Below are 14437 nucleotides of genomic sequence, written 5' to 3'. Positions count from 1 at the left end.
AGGGCATTCAGGCCAATCAGCAGGCCGCAATGCTCCAGGTTTGCTGTCAGCCCGCGGGAGCGCCTTTTTCCAGGGGCACGATCGCGACGGTCAAACGTGAAATGCAGCTTGGCTTGCCGTCCTCGCCGCTGAGACGAATATCCCAGACATGGGTCGAGCGTCCCAGGTGCACCGGCCGGCATACGCCGGTCACGCGCCCGCTGCGCAAACCGCGCAGATGGTTGGCGTTCACTTCGAGGCCAACGCAATAGAACTTGCTGCTGTCGATGCAGTGATAGCTGGCCATCGAACCGAGGGTTTCAGCCAGCACTACAGAGGCACCGCCATGTAGCAGGCCGTAAGGCTGGTGGGTGCGTGCATCGACCGGCATGCTGGCGGTGATGGACGAGTCATCGAAGGTCTCGAAGCGGATGTCCAGCAATTCGGTGATGGTGTTCTTGCGGGTACTGTGAAGCTCTTCCAGGTTTGGCTGACGGTGCCAGATACTCAAGGCGCATACTCCTGACGTCTATTGTTGTTCTTTGCTTGATGTGCCGCCGTGAGCAAAACAGCCTGGCGGACCGGTCAACCCTAACTAACGTGACGCAAGGACACCAGCCGCATCAGCCCTCCGGCTATTGCCTCACCCTCCAGCTCCGCCAGGGACGCGGTCGCCATCGGCACAGGCTCCGCATAGTTGCCGTTCATCAGCCAGCCGGCAAGATTGCCGACGAAGGGCTGGTGGGTGACCAGTAGCAGATCGCTTTCGCCGCGCAGATCGAGCTGGCGCAATGCTTCGCCAAGATCCGCCTCCGGCGTCAGCCAGTCCACGGTTTCACATTGACCGCCGAAGCTCAGCGCCTTGCGCACCTCGTCCGCAGTCTGCTGTGCACGATGAAACGGACTGACCAGGATCGTTTGCAGCGGCTTGCCGCGAAGAAAAGTGGCGCTGCGCCGCACGTCGCGGCGCCCTCCCTCGGTCAGGTTGCGCTCCGCATCGGTGCGCGCACGGGGTTCGGCTTCGCCGTGTCGTAGCAGCCACAGCTTCATGCCGTCGGACCCTGCTGGGAGTCCTTCGGCTCGTGCGGCGCAACGGGCGGAGCCGGGGTGGTCAGCTCGACATCCGCCGGGCGCGGGGTCGGCCAGTCCGAAAGCGGCCAGGGCTTGCGTTCGGTATTGAAGGTGGCGAAACGGCCAATCTGGGCGATGTACTGGCTGAGGCTGTCGCCAAAGCCCTGCAGGCTGGAGTCCGGGTAGCCCTTGACCAGGCGCATTACCAGCTGCAGCACCACGACCACCAGCAGGGCCAGTTCGGCCAATTGCCAGACGAAGAAGAAGATCAGCATCCAGACGGCTCGCAGGATCAGCGATTCCCGGTCCGTTGCCTGGTTCGATTGACTCATGGAATGTCCCCTACGCTCGGCTCAGAAACCGTCGGTTGAAATGAAGTCCACATCGGTCTTGGGCTCGCCACGCATCAGCACACCGATGATCTGATCGAGCGTACGCCCCTCGAACAGGATGGCATGCAGACCCGCGACCAGCGGCATATACACCTGCAGCTCCTCGGCCTTGCACTTGAGCACCTTGATAGTGTTGACGCCTTCCGCGACCTCGCCCAGCCGGGAAACCGCCTCATCAAGGCTGAGGCCTTCACCGAGCGCAAAGCCCACCTGGAAATTGCGGCTTTTCTGCGATGTACAGGTGACGATCAGGTCGCCGACGCCGGCCAGGCCGAGAAAGGTCATGGGATTGGCGCCCAGCTTCACGGCGAAACGAGTCATTTCCGCAAGAGCGCGGGTGATAAGCATGCTACGGGTGTTCTCACCCATGCCCAGCGCTGCGGCCATACCCGCCATGATCGCGTAAACATTCTTTAGCGCCCCACCCAGCTCGACGCCGAAGCGATCCGAGCTTGCGTAGACGCGGAAGGTGCGGCCGTGCAGCACCTGCTGGACGCTGCGGCAGAGCGCCTCGTCCTGACTTGCCACGACCGTTGCGGTCAGCGCGTGCTCGGCCACCTCACGCGCCAGGTTCGGTCCGGACAACACGCCGATGCGCGCCTGCGGCGCGATCTGCTCGAGAATCTGGCTCATCAGCATGAAGCCGTCAGCCTCGATGCCCTTGGTGGTACTGACCAGCATCTTGCCGCCGAGCTGCGCCGCGAACGGCTGCAGTGCCTGGCGCAGCGCGCTGGACGGCAGCGCAACGAAGATCAGCTCGCAGGCATCGAGGGTCGACGACAGATCGGTGGTCGGCTCGACCTGCGTAAGGATCTCGACGCCCTTTAGATAGCGCGGGTTCTGTCGCAGCGTCCGGATACTTTCGGCCTGCTCCGCATCGCGCATCCAGAGCAGGACGTGGTGACCATTCTCGGCCAGCAGATTGGCGATCGCGGTACCGAAACTGCCGCCGCCGAGTACCGCGATGGGTTGCTGTCGTGTCATGTGGAATCCGTTGTTGGCCATCCGAAATGGCAGTGCCGGGCATTATACGTTTCATCTTCACAGCGGCCAGCGCAACTACGGGGCCCAGTGAAATCATTTGGTTACAGTCGTCACGAAGGCTAGCCCAGAGCCTCCCGGGGGCCTTTGGATCGGTATTCGTTCACGCCATGCAACCGTCACTGCAACGATTGTCTATAGAGGACACGCTGTCGCAAGGTCCTCGTTCGCCGTTAAGGAGTGTTAAAGTAGCCGCCCAATTCTGTCTTTGCGCATTCAGCCGCAGGTACGGGTTGAATGGCGTCGCTGTTGGCGGGCTGTGACTTTAGCCACAACGCGGCAGTCTATGACTAGTCTTGATGATCAGGCCTCGAACTCTGGCCCGGTATGTAAGCAGCAAAGCCCTTCGCAAGGGGCCCATTGAGGAATACGCATGACCAAACAACACGCCTTTACTCGGGAAGACCTGCTTCGTTGCAGCCGCGGCGAACTCTTCGGTCCCGGTAATGCGCAACTGCCCGCGCCGAACATGCTGATGGTCGATCGTATCGTTCACATCAGTGAAGTCGGCGGCAAGTATGGCAAGGGCGAACTGGTCGCCGAACTGGACATCAACCCTGATCTCTGGTTCTTCGCTTGCCATTTCGAAGGCGATCCGGTCATGCCCGGCTGCCTGGGCCTGGATGCCATGTGGCAGCTGGTCGGCTTCTACCTCGGCTGGCAGGGCAACCCCGGCCGTGGCCGTGCCCTCGGCTCCGGCGAAGTGAAGTTCTTCGGTCAGGTTCTGCCGACCGCCAAGAAAGTCACCTACAACATTCACATCAAGCGCACCATCAACCGCTCGCTGATTCTCGGCATTGCCGATGGCACCGTCAGCGTTGATGGCCGCGAGATCTACAGTGCCGAAGGCTTGCGCGTCGGCCTGTTCACCTCTACCGACAGCTTTTGAAGGACATCCGCATGCGTCGCGTCGTGATCACTGGCCTGGGTATCGTTTCTTGCCTGGGCAATGACAAAGAGACCGTCTCCGGCAACCTGCGCGCCGGCCGCCCCGGCATTCGCTTCAACCAGTCCTACGCGGACATGGGGTTGCGCAGCCAGGTTTCCGGTTCCGTCAATCTGAACCTCGAAGAACTGATCGACCGCAAGGTCCTGCGCTTCATGGGTGACGCTGCCGCCTACGCCTATCTGGCAATGGAGCAGGCCGTGAAAGACGCCGGCTTCACCCTCGATGACATCTCCAACCCGCGCATCGGCCTGGTGGCCGGCTCCGGTGGTGCTTCGACCATCAACCAGATGGAAGCCATCGACATCCTGCGTGACAAGGGCGTCAAGCGCATCGGCCCATATCGTGTTCCGCGCACCATGAGCAGCACGGTATCCGCCTGCCTGGCCACGCCGTTCCGTATCAAGGGCATCAACTACTCCATCGCTTCGGCCTGCGCCACCAGCGCGCATTGCATCGGCCACGCCATGGAACAGATCCAGATGGGCAAGCAGGATGTGGTCTTCGCCGGTGGTGGTGAAGAAGAGCATTACAGCCAGAGCTGCCTGTTCGACGCCATGGGCGCGCTGTCCAGCCAGTACAACGATACGCCGGAGAAAGCCTCCCGCGCCTATGATGCCAAGCGTGACGGTTTCGTCATTGCCGGCGGTGGCGGCATGGTGGTGGTCGAAGAGTTGGAGCACGCACTCAAGCGCGGCGCCAAGATCTACGCGGAAATCGTCGGCTACGGCGCTACTTCCGACGGCTACGACATGGTTGCGCCGAGTGGCGAAGGCGCCCTGCGCTGCATGCAGCAGGCAATGTCGACCGTTGATACCACGATCGACTACCTCAACACCCACGGCACCTCCACGCCGGTCGGTGACGTTGCCGAGATCAAGGCCGTGCGCAACATGTTCGGCGACAAGATCCCGACCATCAGCTCGACCAAGAGCCTGTCCGGTCACTCGCTGGGCGCTGCAGGCGTTCATGAAGCGATCTACTCGATGCTGATGATGGAAGGCAACTTCATCGCGGGCTCCGCCAACATCGACGAGCTGGATCCGGAAGTCGCCGACATGCCGATTCTTCGCGAAACCCGCGAGAACGTGCAGCTCGACACCGTGATGAGCAACAGCTTCGGCTTCGGTGGCACCAACGCTACGCTGGTGCTGCGCCGTTACAAAGGCTGAATCTGACTAGCGACAAACAAGAACGGCGCCCTAGGGCGCCGTTTTTTGTTTCCACCTAATGCCGTCACACCCGGCGCTCGGCGCCCCCATCGATATCGCCATGGGCAATACATGAAGCGGCGGTGAACAACACATCGGTAGAGGAGTTGAGCGCGGTTTCCGCCGAGTCCTGGACGACCCCGATGATGAAGCCGACAGCCACCACCTGCATCGCTAGGTCATTGGAGATGCCAAACAGGCTGCACGCCAGCGGAATGAGCAGCAGCGAACCACCGGCGACACCCGACGCACCGCAGGCACATACCGCAGCCAGAAGGCTGAGCAGCACCGCCGTGGCGATATCCACCTCGATACCCAGAGTGTTGACCGCCGCCAGGGTGAGCACCGTGATGGTGATCGCCGCGCCGCCCATGTTGATCGTCGCCCCGAGCGGAATGGATACCGAATAGGTGTCCTTGTGCAGCCCGAGCCGCTGGCAGAGCTGCATGTTCACCGGAATGTTCGCGGCAGAACTGCGCGTGAAGAACGCCGTGATACCGCTTTCTCGCAGGCAGGCGAATACCAGCGGATACGGGTTGCGACGGATCTGCCAGAACACGATCAGCGGATTCATCACCAACGCCATGAACAGCATCGCGCCGACCAGCACCAGCAACAACCGCATGTAGCCCAGCAGCACGTCGAAGCCCGATTCGGCCAACGTGCCGGCTACCAGCCCGAATACCCCCAGCGGGGCGAAGCGGATGACCACCTTGACGATCAAGGTGACGCCATCGGAAAGGTCACTGATCAGATGCCGGGTGCTTTCTTGTGCATGACGGAAGGCGAAGCCAAGTCCGATGGCCCAGGCCAGGATGCCGATGAAGTTGCCGTCGAGCAACGCCTGCACCGGGTTAGCCGTGATATTGAACAGCAGCGTCTGCAATACGGCCCCCACGCCCGACGGCGGCGTTACATCCGCAGCACCGCTGACCAGCGTGAGCGTGGTTGGAAATATGAAGCTCGCCAGCACGGCAACGGCCGCCGCACTCAGCGTGCCGAGCGCGTACAACAAGATGATGGGGCGGATATGGGTAGGCTGGCCGCGCTTGTGGTTGGCCAGTGAAGAGGTCACCAACACGAACACCAGAATCGGTGCTACCGCTTTGAGCGCCTGCACGAACAGATCACCGAGAAGAGCTACGGATTTTGCTGCGCCAGGCAGCAGTAGCGCAAGCAAGGCGCCAGCCACCAGGCCCGCGACGATCTGGGCAACGAGGCTGGTACGACTGATGAAGCGAATGAATCGAGGCATATCGGACATGGGCGCATCTCGCAGCTCGGCAGGTACGGCCCGAAACAGCCCGTGCCTGCCATGGAAAAACGCCGGATGGTACGCCGCTCTCCCGCCCATGCCCAGCGTTGTGCTGTCACGGGGGCACAGGAGGCTGCTGAAGCGCCTACAGACGGCGGGAAGGCGCTATTGCGGCTAGCGCATGTCACACCTGAAAGCGCGCTACCAGACCGTTCAGGTCGATGGCCAGGCGCGCCAGTTCCTGACTGGCCGCGCTCGTCTGATTGGCACCTGCCGAGGACTGCAGCGACAGGTCACGGATATTAACCAGATTCCGATCCACTTCCCGCGCGACCTGAGCCTGTTCTTCTGAGGCGCTGGCAATCACCAGGTTGCGCTCGCTGATCTGGCTGATCGCCGAGGTGATGCCATCAAGAGCTTCGCCGGCCGCCCGAGCCATTTCCAACGTGGTACGGGCACGCTCGTTGCTCGATTGCATCGCGTGCACGGCCTTGTCCGTGCCCTGATGCACGCTGCCAATCATCTGCTCGATCTCACCGGTGGACTGCTGGGTACGATGCGCCAAGGCACGTACCTCGTCGGCCACCACCGCAAAGCCGCGCCCAGCGTCGCCAGCCCGAGCCGCCTCGATCGCGGCGTTCAGTGCGAGCAGATTGGTCTGTTCGGCAATCGAGCGGATCACTTCCAGCACCTTGCTGATGTCCCGCACCTGACCAGCCAGATGCTCGACTTCTCCGGCGGTGTTGGTCACGTCGCTCGCCAGCAGATTGATCGACTCGACTGTCTGCAGCACCTGCTTGCGCCCGCGCTGTGCGGTGTCGTTGGAGTCCTGGGAGGCCTCGGAGGTAGCCACCGCATTGCGCGCCACTTCGTCTACGGCTGCGGTCATCTCATTCACGGCGGCAGCCGCTTGTTCGATCTCGTGGTTCTGCTGGTGCAGGCCGCGGGTGGAGTCTTCGGTGACCGCGTTGAGCTCCTCGGCTGCCGAGGCAAGCTGATTGGACGAGTCGGCGATGCCCTGAATGGTCGAGCGCAGATTGGCCTGCATGGCTTTCAGTGATGTCAGCAGGCGGGCCGGCTCGTCCTTGCCCTCGACCACAAAATCGCCGGTCAGATCACCACCAGCGATACGCTCGGCTACCGAAACAGCAGTTCCCAGCGGGCCCACGACGCTGCGGGTGAACACCCAGGCCAGCGTAACGGTGATAGCGGCAGCGAACACCAGCGTCGCTACCACCCAGCTGAACGCCGTGTCGTATTGTGCGGACGCGCGATCCGCCGCCCCGCCGGCTTCCTCGCTGTTGATGGTCAGGAGCTGGTTCAGTGACGCAGTCACGTTATCCGCGTGCCCGTTGATTTCACCGTTGATTATCGTCACGGCCTGGGCGCGCTCACCGCGGACCACATGCTCGACGACACGCTGCTGAAGCAGCAGGTACTGTTCGAAGCTCTGCTTGAAGCGTTCATACGCAGCACGCTCGTCAGCCGTAGTTACTCGCTTGGCGTAATCGGCATCACGTTGCGCCACTTCGCTGCGCAGCTGAGTCAAGCGCTGGGCAGTTTCCTGCACCATCTGCGACTCTTCAGCCAGAGCCAGGCGCAGGGTATTGGCTCGAATGCGCATTACTGTGACGTTGAGTTCACTAAGCGCCATGATGCTGGGTAGCCAGTTCTCATCGACCTCCTTGCTCTCGTTGCGCATGTTGGTCATCTGGTTCAGTGCGAACAGACCGAGGAAGAGGACGAGCAGGCCAATCAGGCCGAAGCCCAGTGTTGAGCGTTTACCAATAGTGAGCGAGCGAATCGACATGGGACTACCTTCTCCATGAAAAACGGAACAGCCACAAACCGTGACTTGTTCCGTTATCGGAAGGCCTGGCCAATCACTTGAACTTTGGCGCCAGCTTTTTGCCTCTCGCACCCCTCACACCGACTAACGGTTCGAATGGCCAGCAGAACCGGACAGGATGGCCATCACCGCACGTGGAATGCCTGCTCGGCCAACTTGCGGTCTCCCTGGAATACCATCAGATGCCATCGGCCAGCCACAATCTCATGGGGCTCGGTGAATTCGAACGCCATCACGTCCGTTTCGGCGCCCGACACCAGCGCTTGCACGACCTCGAACTTGTCATGCCGCTTGCCATCGGGTGTCACCACACCTGGCGTAAGGTATAGCAAGGTCAGCGGCGTATCGGCTTTGTGCTTACCAGCGAGGCGATAGCGCAGGCCGAACTTGCTTCCGAGCCGCGCCGGCACCTCAGTCGTCTGGCGAATGGGCTGGTCACGACGAGTCAGCACGCGCTCGCCTGGCTCGAAATCCTCTTTGACGGTTTCGAACACGCCGTACTCCACGGCACCCACGACCTCGACCTGCGCCAGCGCTGCGGGCGAACTCACACTCAGTACCATGGCGACGAGCGCCCAACGAGTGAACGACATGGAACCTGCTCCTTCCTGTTTGCGAAGCAGGCAGGTTATGACGCCCCGATTACAGTCTCATGACGCTCAACGTAGCTCAGCCTGACGCTTGCGGGGGAGCAGCGCGAGAAAGTTATCTCGCGCCACGCCTTGCGCTACGGAGGCTGGAAGTGCATCGAGGAAGGGAGCGAAGGCGTGCATGCCGGTCGCCAGGTTATCGAAATGGCCGACCACGTCTGAGCCGATCACGAAGCGCTTGGGATGCCGCTTCACCAGCGCGACCCACTTCGGGTCGGGACGCTTATCTTCGTCCAGCAGATAAGGCTGCAACATGGTCCAGGAAAGGTCGATGTACAGATTCGGATAGTCATCGAGCAGGCGGCTGACCGTATCGTGCAGGAATTCAAGCTTTTCCTGGTGTCGGTGCAGCTCCATGCTGGTTCCGGCATGAGCCCAGATAAAGCGCGTATGCGGATGATTGCGCAGCGGCTCCTCCAGCTCGACCAGGTAGAGCGGATTGCGCTCTCGCTTGGAGGTGATGTTGGAATGCAGCATCACCGGCAGATCGAACTCCGCCGCCAGGTGATAGACCCTGGCCAGCGCCTCGTTGTTGGCCCGCGGGGTGTCGCCCTCGGTCAACGCGGTCACGTCATCGTGTCGGGTGAATACCTCCCCCAGACCCTGCCAGAGACCCGGGTTCAGCTCCAGCATGCGGCGGATATGCGCGTCGGCGTTCTTGTCGTTAGGGTTGAAACCGGAAAGAAACGGATGGAAACGCTTGCGCTGCTCTTCATCGAGATCCTCCAGCGCCGCGGCAACCAGCACGTCGGTCGCGCTGTACCAGTAAACCGGCGCATCGTCACCGGCGTAGTAGCGAGGCCGCTTGGGCTCGTTCTCGTGCCATTTCTTCGCCACCGGAATGCCGCTGATCATCACGTGATCGATGCTGCCCGCGTCCATCGCTGCAAGCAGCTTTTGCATGCCATCGGTTTCCTGGAAAAAATCCACATAGTGCAGATGCGCATCGCTGTAACGATAGTCACGCCCTTCCCCTACCGCGACGGACGACAACGTAACGAGGGCTACAACGGAAAATATTCTGAAAAGGTACAAAGCTCGGTCCTCCTGACAGCCAGCGAGTAGACCGCCAGGAGGGCTACCCGTTCAGCTTCGCCATGCTGCGGGACACAACCAGGGGCTCAGCCTAGATATACCCCCCACGGTATTTGACTGAAATCAACGACCATCCATCGCCATCACACTAGTCTCATGACCACCACAACCGCGCAGCCGCTACCTCACTGCGCGCTGCTTTTCTTCCGCTTCACAAAAGGACCCATCGCATGGCAATGAAAACCATCAGCGCGCACGGAACATTGAATGCCGGAATGGCAATCGAGGTGCAATGCGGTAACCACCGCCTGATCATGGACCAGCCAAAGAGCGCGGCGGGCCAAGACCTCGGCCCGACGCCGCTGGAAGCCATTCTGGCGGCAGTGGCCGGATGTTTCGGCACCATCGGCCGCTTCATCGCTCACCAGCAGAAGATCGAACTGCGCGGCATGCGCTTCGAGATCGAAGCCGATTACGATCCCGCCGGACTGCTCGGACGCGATCCTGCTGTACGGCCGGGCTTTCAGGAGTTACGCATCAAGGTGGACATCGACGCGGATCTGGATCGGGCCGGCAAGCAGGCATTGCTGGAGCAGATCGAGCAGCGTTGCCCGGTAGCCGACAATCTCACCCACGGCACTCGTCTGGTCAGCGTCCTGCTCTGAAGCAACCCGAAACGAAAACGGCCCGTCACTTGACGGGCCGTTCGTACATCGCAGCCAGGGATCAGGCCGATAGTTCGACCAGCAGTTTGTTCAAACGCTGCACGTAAGCAGTGGGATCCTTCAGGCTATCCCCCGCCGCCAGCGCAGCCTGGTCGAACAGGATGTGCGACAGATCCGCGAAGCGATCCTCGTCCGGCTCGGCATCGAGCTTTTCGATCAGCGGATGCTGCGGGTTGATCTCGAAGATCGGCTTGGACTCTGGCACCTTCTGCCCGCTTGCCTCGAGAATCTGCCGCATCTGCAGGCCCAGGTCCTGCTCGCCAATGGCGAGAATCGCCGGCGAGTCGGTCAGACGATGGGAGACGCGCACCTCGGCGACTTCATCACCCAGCGCGCCCTTCAGGCGCTCGATCAGCCCTTCCTTGGTCTTGGCGATTTCTTCCTGAGCCTTCTTGTCCTCTTCGGAATCCAGCTTGCCCAGATCCAGGTCGCCGCGCACAACATCGGCGAACTGCTTGCCGTCGAACTCGGTCAGGTAGCTCATCAGCCATTCGTCGATACGATCAGTGAGCAGCAGTACCTCGACGCCTTTCTTGCGGAAGACTTCCAGGTGCGGGCTGTTCTTGACCTGCGCGTAGCTTTCGCCAGTCAGGTAGTAAACCTTGTCCTGACCTTCCTTCATGCGCGACAGGTAATCGGTCAGCGAAACCGACTGCTCGCCCGACGCGTCGCTGGTGGAAGCGAAACGCAGCAGGCTGGCAATTTTCTCCTTGTTGGCAAAATCTTCCGCCGGACCTTCCTTGAGTACCTGGCCGAACTGCGACCAGAACTTCTTGTAGTCCTCGGGCTTGTCCTTGGCCAGCTTCTCCAACATGTCCAGCACGCGCTTGGTCAGCGCCGACTTCATCGAATCGATGACCGGATCCTTCTGCAGGATTTCGCGGGACACATTGAGCGACAGGTCGTTGGAATCGACCACGCCCTTGACGAAGCGCAGGTACAGCGGCAGGAACTCGTCCGCCTGATCCATGATGAAGACGCGCTGGACGTAAAGCTTCAGGCCCTTCGGCGCCTCGCGGTGATACAGATCGAATGGCGCACGGCCGGGCACATAGAGCAGCGAGGTGTACTCGAGTTTGCCCTCGACCTTGTTGTGGCTCCAGGACAGAGGGTTGTCGAAGTCGTGAGCGACGTGCTTGTAGAACTCCTGATACTCCTCGTCCTTCACCTCGGTGCGCGGACGGGTCCAGAGGGCGCTGGCGCGGTTGACCGTCTCCCACTCCTGCTCGGCCGGCTTGTCCTTCTCCTCGCCGTGGAACTCTTTAGGCAACTCGATCGGCAGCGCGATGTGATCGGAGTACTTCTTGACGATGTTGCGCAGGCGCCAGCCATCGGCAAACTCTTCTTCGCCCTTCTTCAGGTGCAGGACGATGCGGGTGCCGCGTTCGGCCTTTTCGACGGTGGCGACTTCGAATTCGCCCTCGCCCTTCGACGACCAATGCACCCCTTCGCTGGCCGGGGTACCGGCGCGGCGGCTGTAGACGTCGACCTTGTCGGCGACGATGAACGCCGAATAGAAGCCCACACCGAACTGACCGATCAGGTGCGAATCCTTCTTCTGGTCGCCAGAGAGATTTTTCAGGAAGTCGGCAGTACCAGACTTGGCGATGGTACCCAGATGCGCGATCACGTCATCGCGGTTCATGCCGATGCCGTTGTCTTCCAGGGTGACGGTATTGGCATCCTTGTCAAAGCTGAGGCGAATCTTCAGATCAGCGCCACCCTCAAGCAGCTCCGGCTTGGCCAGCGCTTCGAAGCGCAGCTTGTCGGCGGCATCGGAGGCGTTGGAAATCAGCTCGCGAAGGAAGATTTCCTTGTTGGAATACAGCGAATGGATCATCAGATGAAGCAGCTGCTTCACTTCGGTCTGGAAGCCCAGGGTTTCTTTTTGAGTCTCCACACTCATCGTCTACAAACTCCACATCAGCGTAATGGCACGGACCGCGGTTGCGGCGATGTCTGGCAGATGGGGGCGTGGCGATGATTTTCAAGGGCAGCCGACGCGTCGCAACGCCGGCCAGTCAGTCAAGGGTCAACGAGTTCGAGCAGCACGATCTCCCCGGGAGCCAGGTTATAGGTCGCTTCGCCTGGGCCGCTGATGACCCGCCTGATGATCAGATTGCCCTCGCTATCCAGACCAGCGAAGCGCCCTTCTGCAACACCGCCGCGCTCGGTGTGCGCGCGCATCAACAGGTGCTGATAGCGGTCAGGCGTGCGCAGGACCTGCTCCATCGAGAAGCGCAGTCGCCGATCCAGACTGCTTTGCGGCACCGTCGCAGCAACGGGCTCAGCCGCCTTGATCGTCGTTACAGGTGTCTCCACCGCAGGTTCGGTCAGGGGCGGATAGTCATCGCCCCTGACGTGCCAGCCCTGCTCGTTCTTTGCCAGGGGCAGCGTGAACGCCTGCATCTCGCCATTCACCTGAGCCTGGACCTCAACCTCTAACTCTTCGGCCGGCAACGTGACGACGGGCGTCGATTGCAAAGCGACGTCCCGGCTCGCGTGACGACGCTGCAGGTAGTCCTCGATCACGAAGGCCAGGGTGTCCCGCGAATCATGGCGGCGGTCGACCTGACCATTCAGGTAGCGCAGGCGATCGGTGTACAGCTCGATGACGCCAGTGATGCTGGTGTCGAACTGTGGCGGCAGCACGAGATGGAAATCGCCACGCAGCTTGTTCGGCGCCACCGGCTGCAGATCAAGATGCAACGTGTAACCGCGATCGAGGCGTCGCGTCTCCGGCAGCTCCTGATCGGGGTTCAGCCAGGCGATTTCGACCTCAGGCAATGCGCCGATGTCGTCGGGCAGAACGTCGATGCGCAACGCACCCTCGATCGGTTCGCGCAAGCGAATCGTTACCTCCTGGCGAGCGAAGAAGCCCTTCCCCTCACGCAGATTCAGTACGCCATTTATGAGCTCACCCTGTTGCGGCGCGAATCGACGTCCGTTCAATTCCCCGCGCACCCCCATGGCAAGATCCGGCTCGACCTGAGTTGGCAGCCAACGCAGACTGAAAATCGCATCCAGCCGCTCGGCATCGCGACTGGCCAGCAGCGACAGCCCCACGATCAGCGGAATGAAACCCAGGCAGGACAGGATCAGCGCCTTGCGCGCAACGCGCCAGTGACTGAATACAAACGCCAACGTCAATGGAGGCAGCAGGCTGCCCAGGCCCCAGAGCAAGCTCGTCGAGAATGCCAGGCTGATGAGCCAGACGGCGCCAGCAAGAATCAGCAGCAAGCCGCCGAGGATCAGAAGTGCTTCCATTCGAGTTCCTTCACGCAATCGCACAAGGTGACGCCGCACACCGCAACGCCACCCTGACGAATGCGTCAGGGCTCGTCGATCTTGAAATGGCAGCGGGCGGTGGCGATGGGCTCGGCCTGATGGGTCTGCCAGGCGGTGATCGCGACGTTGGCGACCCTGCGACCCTGGCGCCAGACCTGGCAGGCGGCAAAGGTGTCACGATAGTGACCGGCGCGTAGATAATCTATCGAGAAGTCGATGATTTTGGGCAAATGTGGCGCGCCCATGAACATCAGCAGATGCAGCATCGCCGCGTGCTCCATGAAGCCTGCGATGACCCCGCCGTGAATGGCCGGTAGCGGATTGCCGATGTTGTCCTCGTTCTGCGGCAGACGAAAAACCATTTCGTCACCGAGCCGCAGGCACTCAATGCCGATCAGCTTGGCGTACGGCACCAGTTTGATCAGCGCGTCGTAATCGTTGTTGGCGTGTGCATGCTGGACCAGCTCGTTGAGGTTAAAATCGCTCATGCGCCGCCCTCCTTGCCCATGGCTGCCGGTGCAGCCTTGCCCATGCGCATGAAGGTGCCTACCACATGAGCGATCGGTTCGTTGATGTCGCGCTGATAGGCGACGCCACGAGTAAAGATGACCGTTGGGGTGACGCGGTAGCACTCGGCGAACCCGAAGATATCGTGTCCGGCCTCGGCGGGATGCATGTAGTCGATTCGCAGATCGAGCGTCGGGCAAACTTCCAGCTCCGGCAGGGCGCAGGCCGTGGAAATGCCGCAGGTGGTGTCCATCAGCGTGGTGATCGCGCCGCCATGGACTCCGCCGGTTTCCGGGTTCCCGATGATCTTCTCGCTGTATGGAAGGCGCAGGGTAAGGCCGCGGCTGTCGGCATGCTCGACTGTAAGACCCAGCACCTGACAGTGTCGCAGAAAGGACAAGAAGCGCTGGGTGCGCTCGAGTATCTGGCTATCGCTCATTCGAATTCTCGGGGGGATGGCTCAAGGCGCGCATGATACCGCCTTGCCA

General features: G+C 61.1%; 15 protein-coding genes. 3 read left to right on the top strand and 12 right to left on the bottom strand.

Features of this window, described 5'->3' with window-relative positions; genetic code table 11:
- Positions 1-46: 46 nt before the first annotated feature.
- The 4 genes from LW136_RS10660 to LW136_RS10645 form a co-directional block, all read right to left on the bottom strand.
- Positions 47-490, bottom strand: a complete 444-nt coding sequence (locus LW136_RS10660) for a hotdog fold thioesterase (protein ID WP_023447217.1) — start codon at positions 488-490, stop codon at positions 47-49.
- 80 nt (positions 491-570) lie between these two features.
- Complete coding sequence (gene sixA, locus LW136_RS10655; protein ID WP_023447218.1) at positions 571-1029, bottom strand: phosphohistidine phosphatase SixA; 459 nt, start codon at positions 1027-1029, stop codon at positions 571-573.
- Positions 1026-1382, bottom strand: a complete 357-nt coding sequence (locus LW136_RS10650) for a DUF4389 domain-containing protein (protein WP_023447219.1) — start codon at positions 1380-1382, stop codon at positions 1026-1028. The genes sixA and LW136_RS10650 overlap by 4 nt, the downstream gene beginning before the upstream one ends.
- Before the next feature lie 21 nt (positions 1383-1403).
- Complete coding sequence (locus tag LW136_RS10645; RefSeq protein ID WP_031298530.1) at positions 1404-2426, bottom strand: NAD(P)H-dependent glycerol-3-phosphate dehydrogenase; 1023 nt, start codon at positions 2424-2426, stop codon at positions 1404-1406.
- A 430-nt stretch (positions 2427-2856) separates the two neighbouring features.
- Between LW136_RS10645 and fabA the strand changes: the two genes are divergently transcribed.
- Both fabA and fabB read left to right on the top strand, forming a co-directional pair.
- Complete coding sequence (gene fabA, locus LW136_RS10640; RefSeq protein WP_003285418.1) at positions 2857-3372, top strand: 3-hydroxyacyl-[acyl-carrier-protein] dehydratase FabA; 516 nt, start codon at positions 2857-2859, stop codon at positions 3370-3372.
- 11 nt (positions 3373-3383) lie between these two features.
- Complete coding sequence (gene fabB, locus LW136_RS10635; protein ID WP_234175148.1) at positions 3384-4601, top strand: beta-ketoacyl-ACP synthase I; 1218 nt, start codon at positions 3384-3386, stop codon at positions 4599-4601.
- Positions 4602-4665: 64 nt separating this feature from the next.
- Here fabB and sstT read toward each other — a convergent pair whose 3' ends face one another.
- The 4 genes from sstT to LW136_RS10615 form a co-directional block, all read right to left on the bottom strand.
- Entirely contained in the window at positions 4666-5904 is a 1239-nt protein-coding gene (sstT, locus tag LW136_RS10630; RefSeq protein WP_104097484.1) for a serine/threonine transporter SstT, read from the bottom strand.
- A gap of 175 nt (positions 5905-6079) precedes the next feature.
- Positions 6080-7705 (bottom strand): methyl-accepting chemotaxis protein, encoded by a 1626-nt coding sequence (locus LW136_RS10625; RefSeq protein WP_125898468.1) that lies wholly within the window; start codon positions 7703-7705, stop codon positions 6080-6082.
- Positions 7706-7869: 164 nt separating this feature from the next.
- Positions 7870-8337, bottom strand: coding sequence for a DUF3859 domain-containing protein (locus LW136_RS10620; RefSeq protein WP_044314282.1), 468 nt, complete (start codon positions 8335-8337; stop codon positions 7870-7872).
- Between the two features lie 66 nt (positions 8338-8403).
- Positions 8404-9429: an amidohydrolase family protein gene (locus tag LW136_RS10615; RefSeq protein ID WP_042922786.1), complete on the bottom strand. Its 1026-nt coding sequence runs from the start codon at positions 9427-9429 to the stop codon at positions 8404-8406.
- 230 nt (positions 9430-9659) lie between these two features.
- On the opposite strand from LW136_RS10615, the gene LW136_RS10610 reads away from it, so the two are divergent.
- On the top strand, positions 9660-10094 hold the full coding sequence (locus LW136_RS10610) for an OsmC family protein (protein WP_014820466.1): 435 nt from the start codon (positions 9660-9662) through the stop codon (positions 10092-10094).
- 61 nt (positions 10095-10155) lie between these two features.
- On the opposite strand, the gene htpG is transcribed toward LW136_RS10610, so the two are convergent.
- The 4 genes from htpG to LW136_RS10590 form a co-directional block, all read right to left on the bottom strand.
- Positions 10156-12060 (bottom strand): molecular chaperone HtpG, encoded by a 1905-nt coding sequence (htpG, locus tag LW136_RS10605; RefSeq protein ID WP_234175147.1) that lies wholly within the window; start codon positions 12058-12060, stop codon positions 10156-10158.
- A 119-nt stretch (positions 12061-12179) separates the two neighbouring features.
- Positions 12180-13421, bottom strand: a complete 1242-nt coding sequence (locus LW136_RS10600; protein ID WP_234175146.1) for an MFS transporter — start codon at positions 13419-13421, stop codon at positions 12180-12182.
- A 65-nt stretch (positions 13422-13486) separates the two neighbouring features.
- On the bottom strand, positions 13487-13930 hold the full coding sequence (locus tag LW136_RS10595; RefSeq protein ID WP_023447228.1) for a PaaI family thioesterase: 444 nt from the start codon (positions 13928-13930) through the stop codon (positions 13487-13489).
- Complete coding sequence (locus LW136_RS10590) at positions 13927-14388, bottom strand: PaaI family thioesterase (protein WP_041014092.1); 462 nt, start codon at positions 14386-14388, stop codon at positions 13927-13929. The genes LW136_RS10595 and LW136_RS10590 overlap by 4 nt, the downstream gene beginning before the upstream one ends.
- Positions 14389-14437 lie beyond the last annotated feature (49 nt).

The organism is Stutzerimonas kunmingensis (genome assembly GCF_021432085.1).
Lineage (GTDB): Bacteria > Pseudomonadota > Gammaproteobacteria > Pseudomonadales > Pseudomonadaceae > Stutzerimonas.
The sequence above is the reverse complement of the archived record's forward strand: the minus strand, read 5'-3'. Positions and strand labels throughout refer to the sequence as shown.

Excerpts from the sequence above, each read along its gene's own strand:
- sixA (WP_023447218.1), bottom strand. The coding sequence starts at position 1,029 with ATGAAGCTGTGGCTGCTACGACACGGCGAAGCCGAACCCCGTGCGCGC.
- LW136_RS10650 (WP_023447219.1), bottom strand. The coding sequence starts at position 1,382 with ATGAGTCAATCGAACCAGGCAACGGACCGGGAATCGCTGATCCTGCGA.
- LW136_RS10645 (WP_031298530.1), bottom strand. The coding sequence starts at position 2,426 with ATGACACGACAGCAACCCATCGCGGTACTCGGCGGCGGCAGTTTCGGT.
- fabA (WP_003285418.1), top strand. The coding sequence starts at position 2,857 with ATGACCAAACAACACGCCTTTACTCGGGAAGACCTGCTTCGTTGCAGC.
- fabB (WP_234175148.1), top strand. The coding sequence starts at position 3,384 with ATGCGTCGCGTCGTGATCACTGGCCTGGGTATCGTTTCTTGCCTGGGC.
- sstT (WP_104097484.1), bottom strand. The coding sequence starts at position 5,904 with ATGTCCGATATGCCTCGATTCATTCGCTTCATCAGTCGTACCAGCCTC.
- LW136_RS10625 (WP_125898468.1), bottom strand. The coding sequence starts at position 7,705 with ATGTCGATTCGCTCGCTCACTATTGGTAAACGCTCAACACTGGGCTTC.
- LW136_RS10620 (WP_044314282.1), bottom strand. The coding sequence starts at position 8,337 with ATGTCGTTCACTCGTTGGGCGCTCGTCGCCATGGTACTGAGTGTGAGT.
- LW136_RS10610 (WP_014820466.1), top strand. The coding sequence starts at position 9,660 with ATGGCAATGAAAACCATCAGCGCGCACGGAACATTGAATGCCGGAATG.
- htpG (WP_234175147.1), bottom strand. The coding sequence starts at position 12,060 with ATGAGTGTGGAGACTCAAAAAGAAACCCTGGGCTTCCAGACCGAAGTG.
- LW136_RS10600 (WP_234175146.1), bottom strand. The coding sequence starts at position 13,421 with ATGGAAGCACTTCTGATCCTCGGCGGCTTGCTGCTGATTCTTGCTGGC.
- LW136_RS10595 (WP_023447228.1), bottom strand. The coding sequence starts at position 13,930 with ATGAGCGATTTTAACCTCAACGAGCTGGTCCAGCATGCACACGCCAAC.
- LW136_RS10590 (WP_041014092.1), bottom strand. The coding sequence starts at position 14,388 with ATGAGCGATAGCCAGATACTCGAGCGCACCCAGCGCTTCTTGTCCTTT.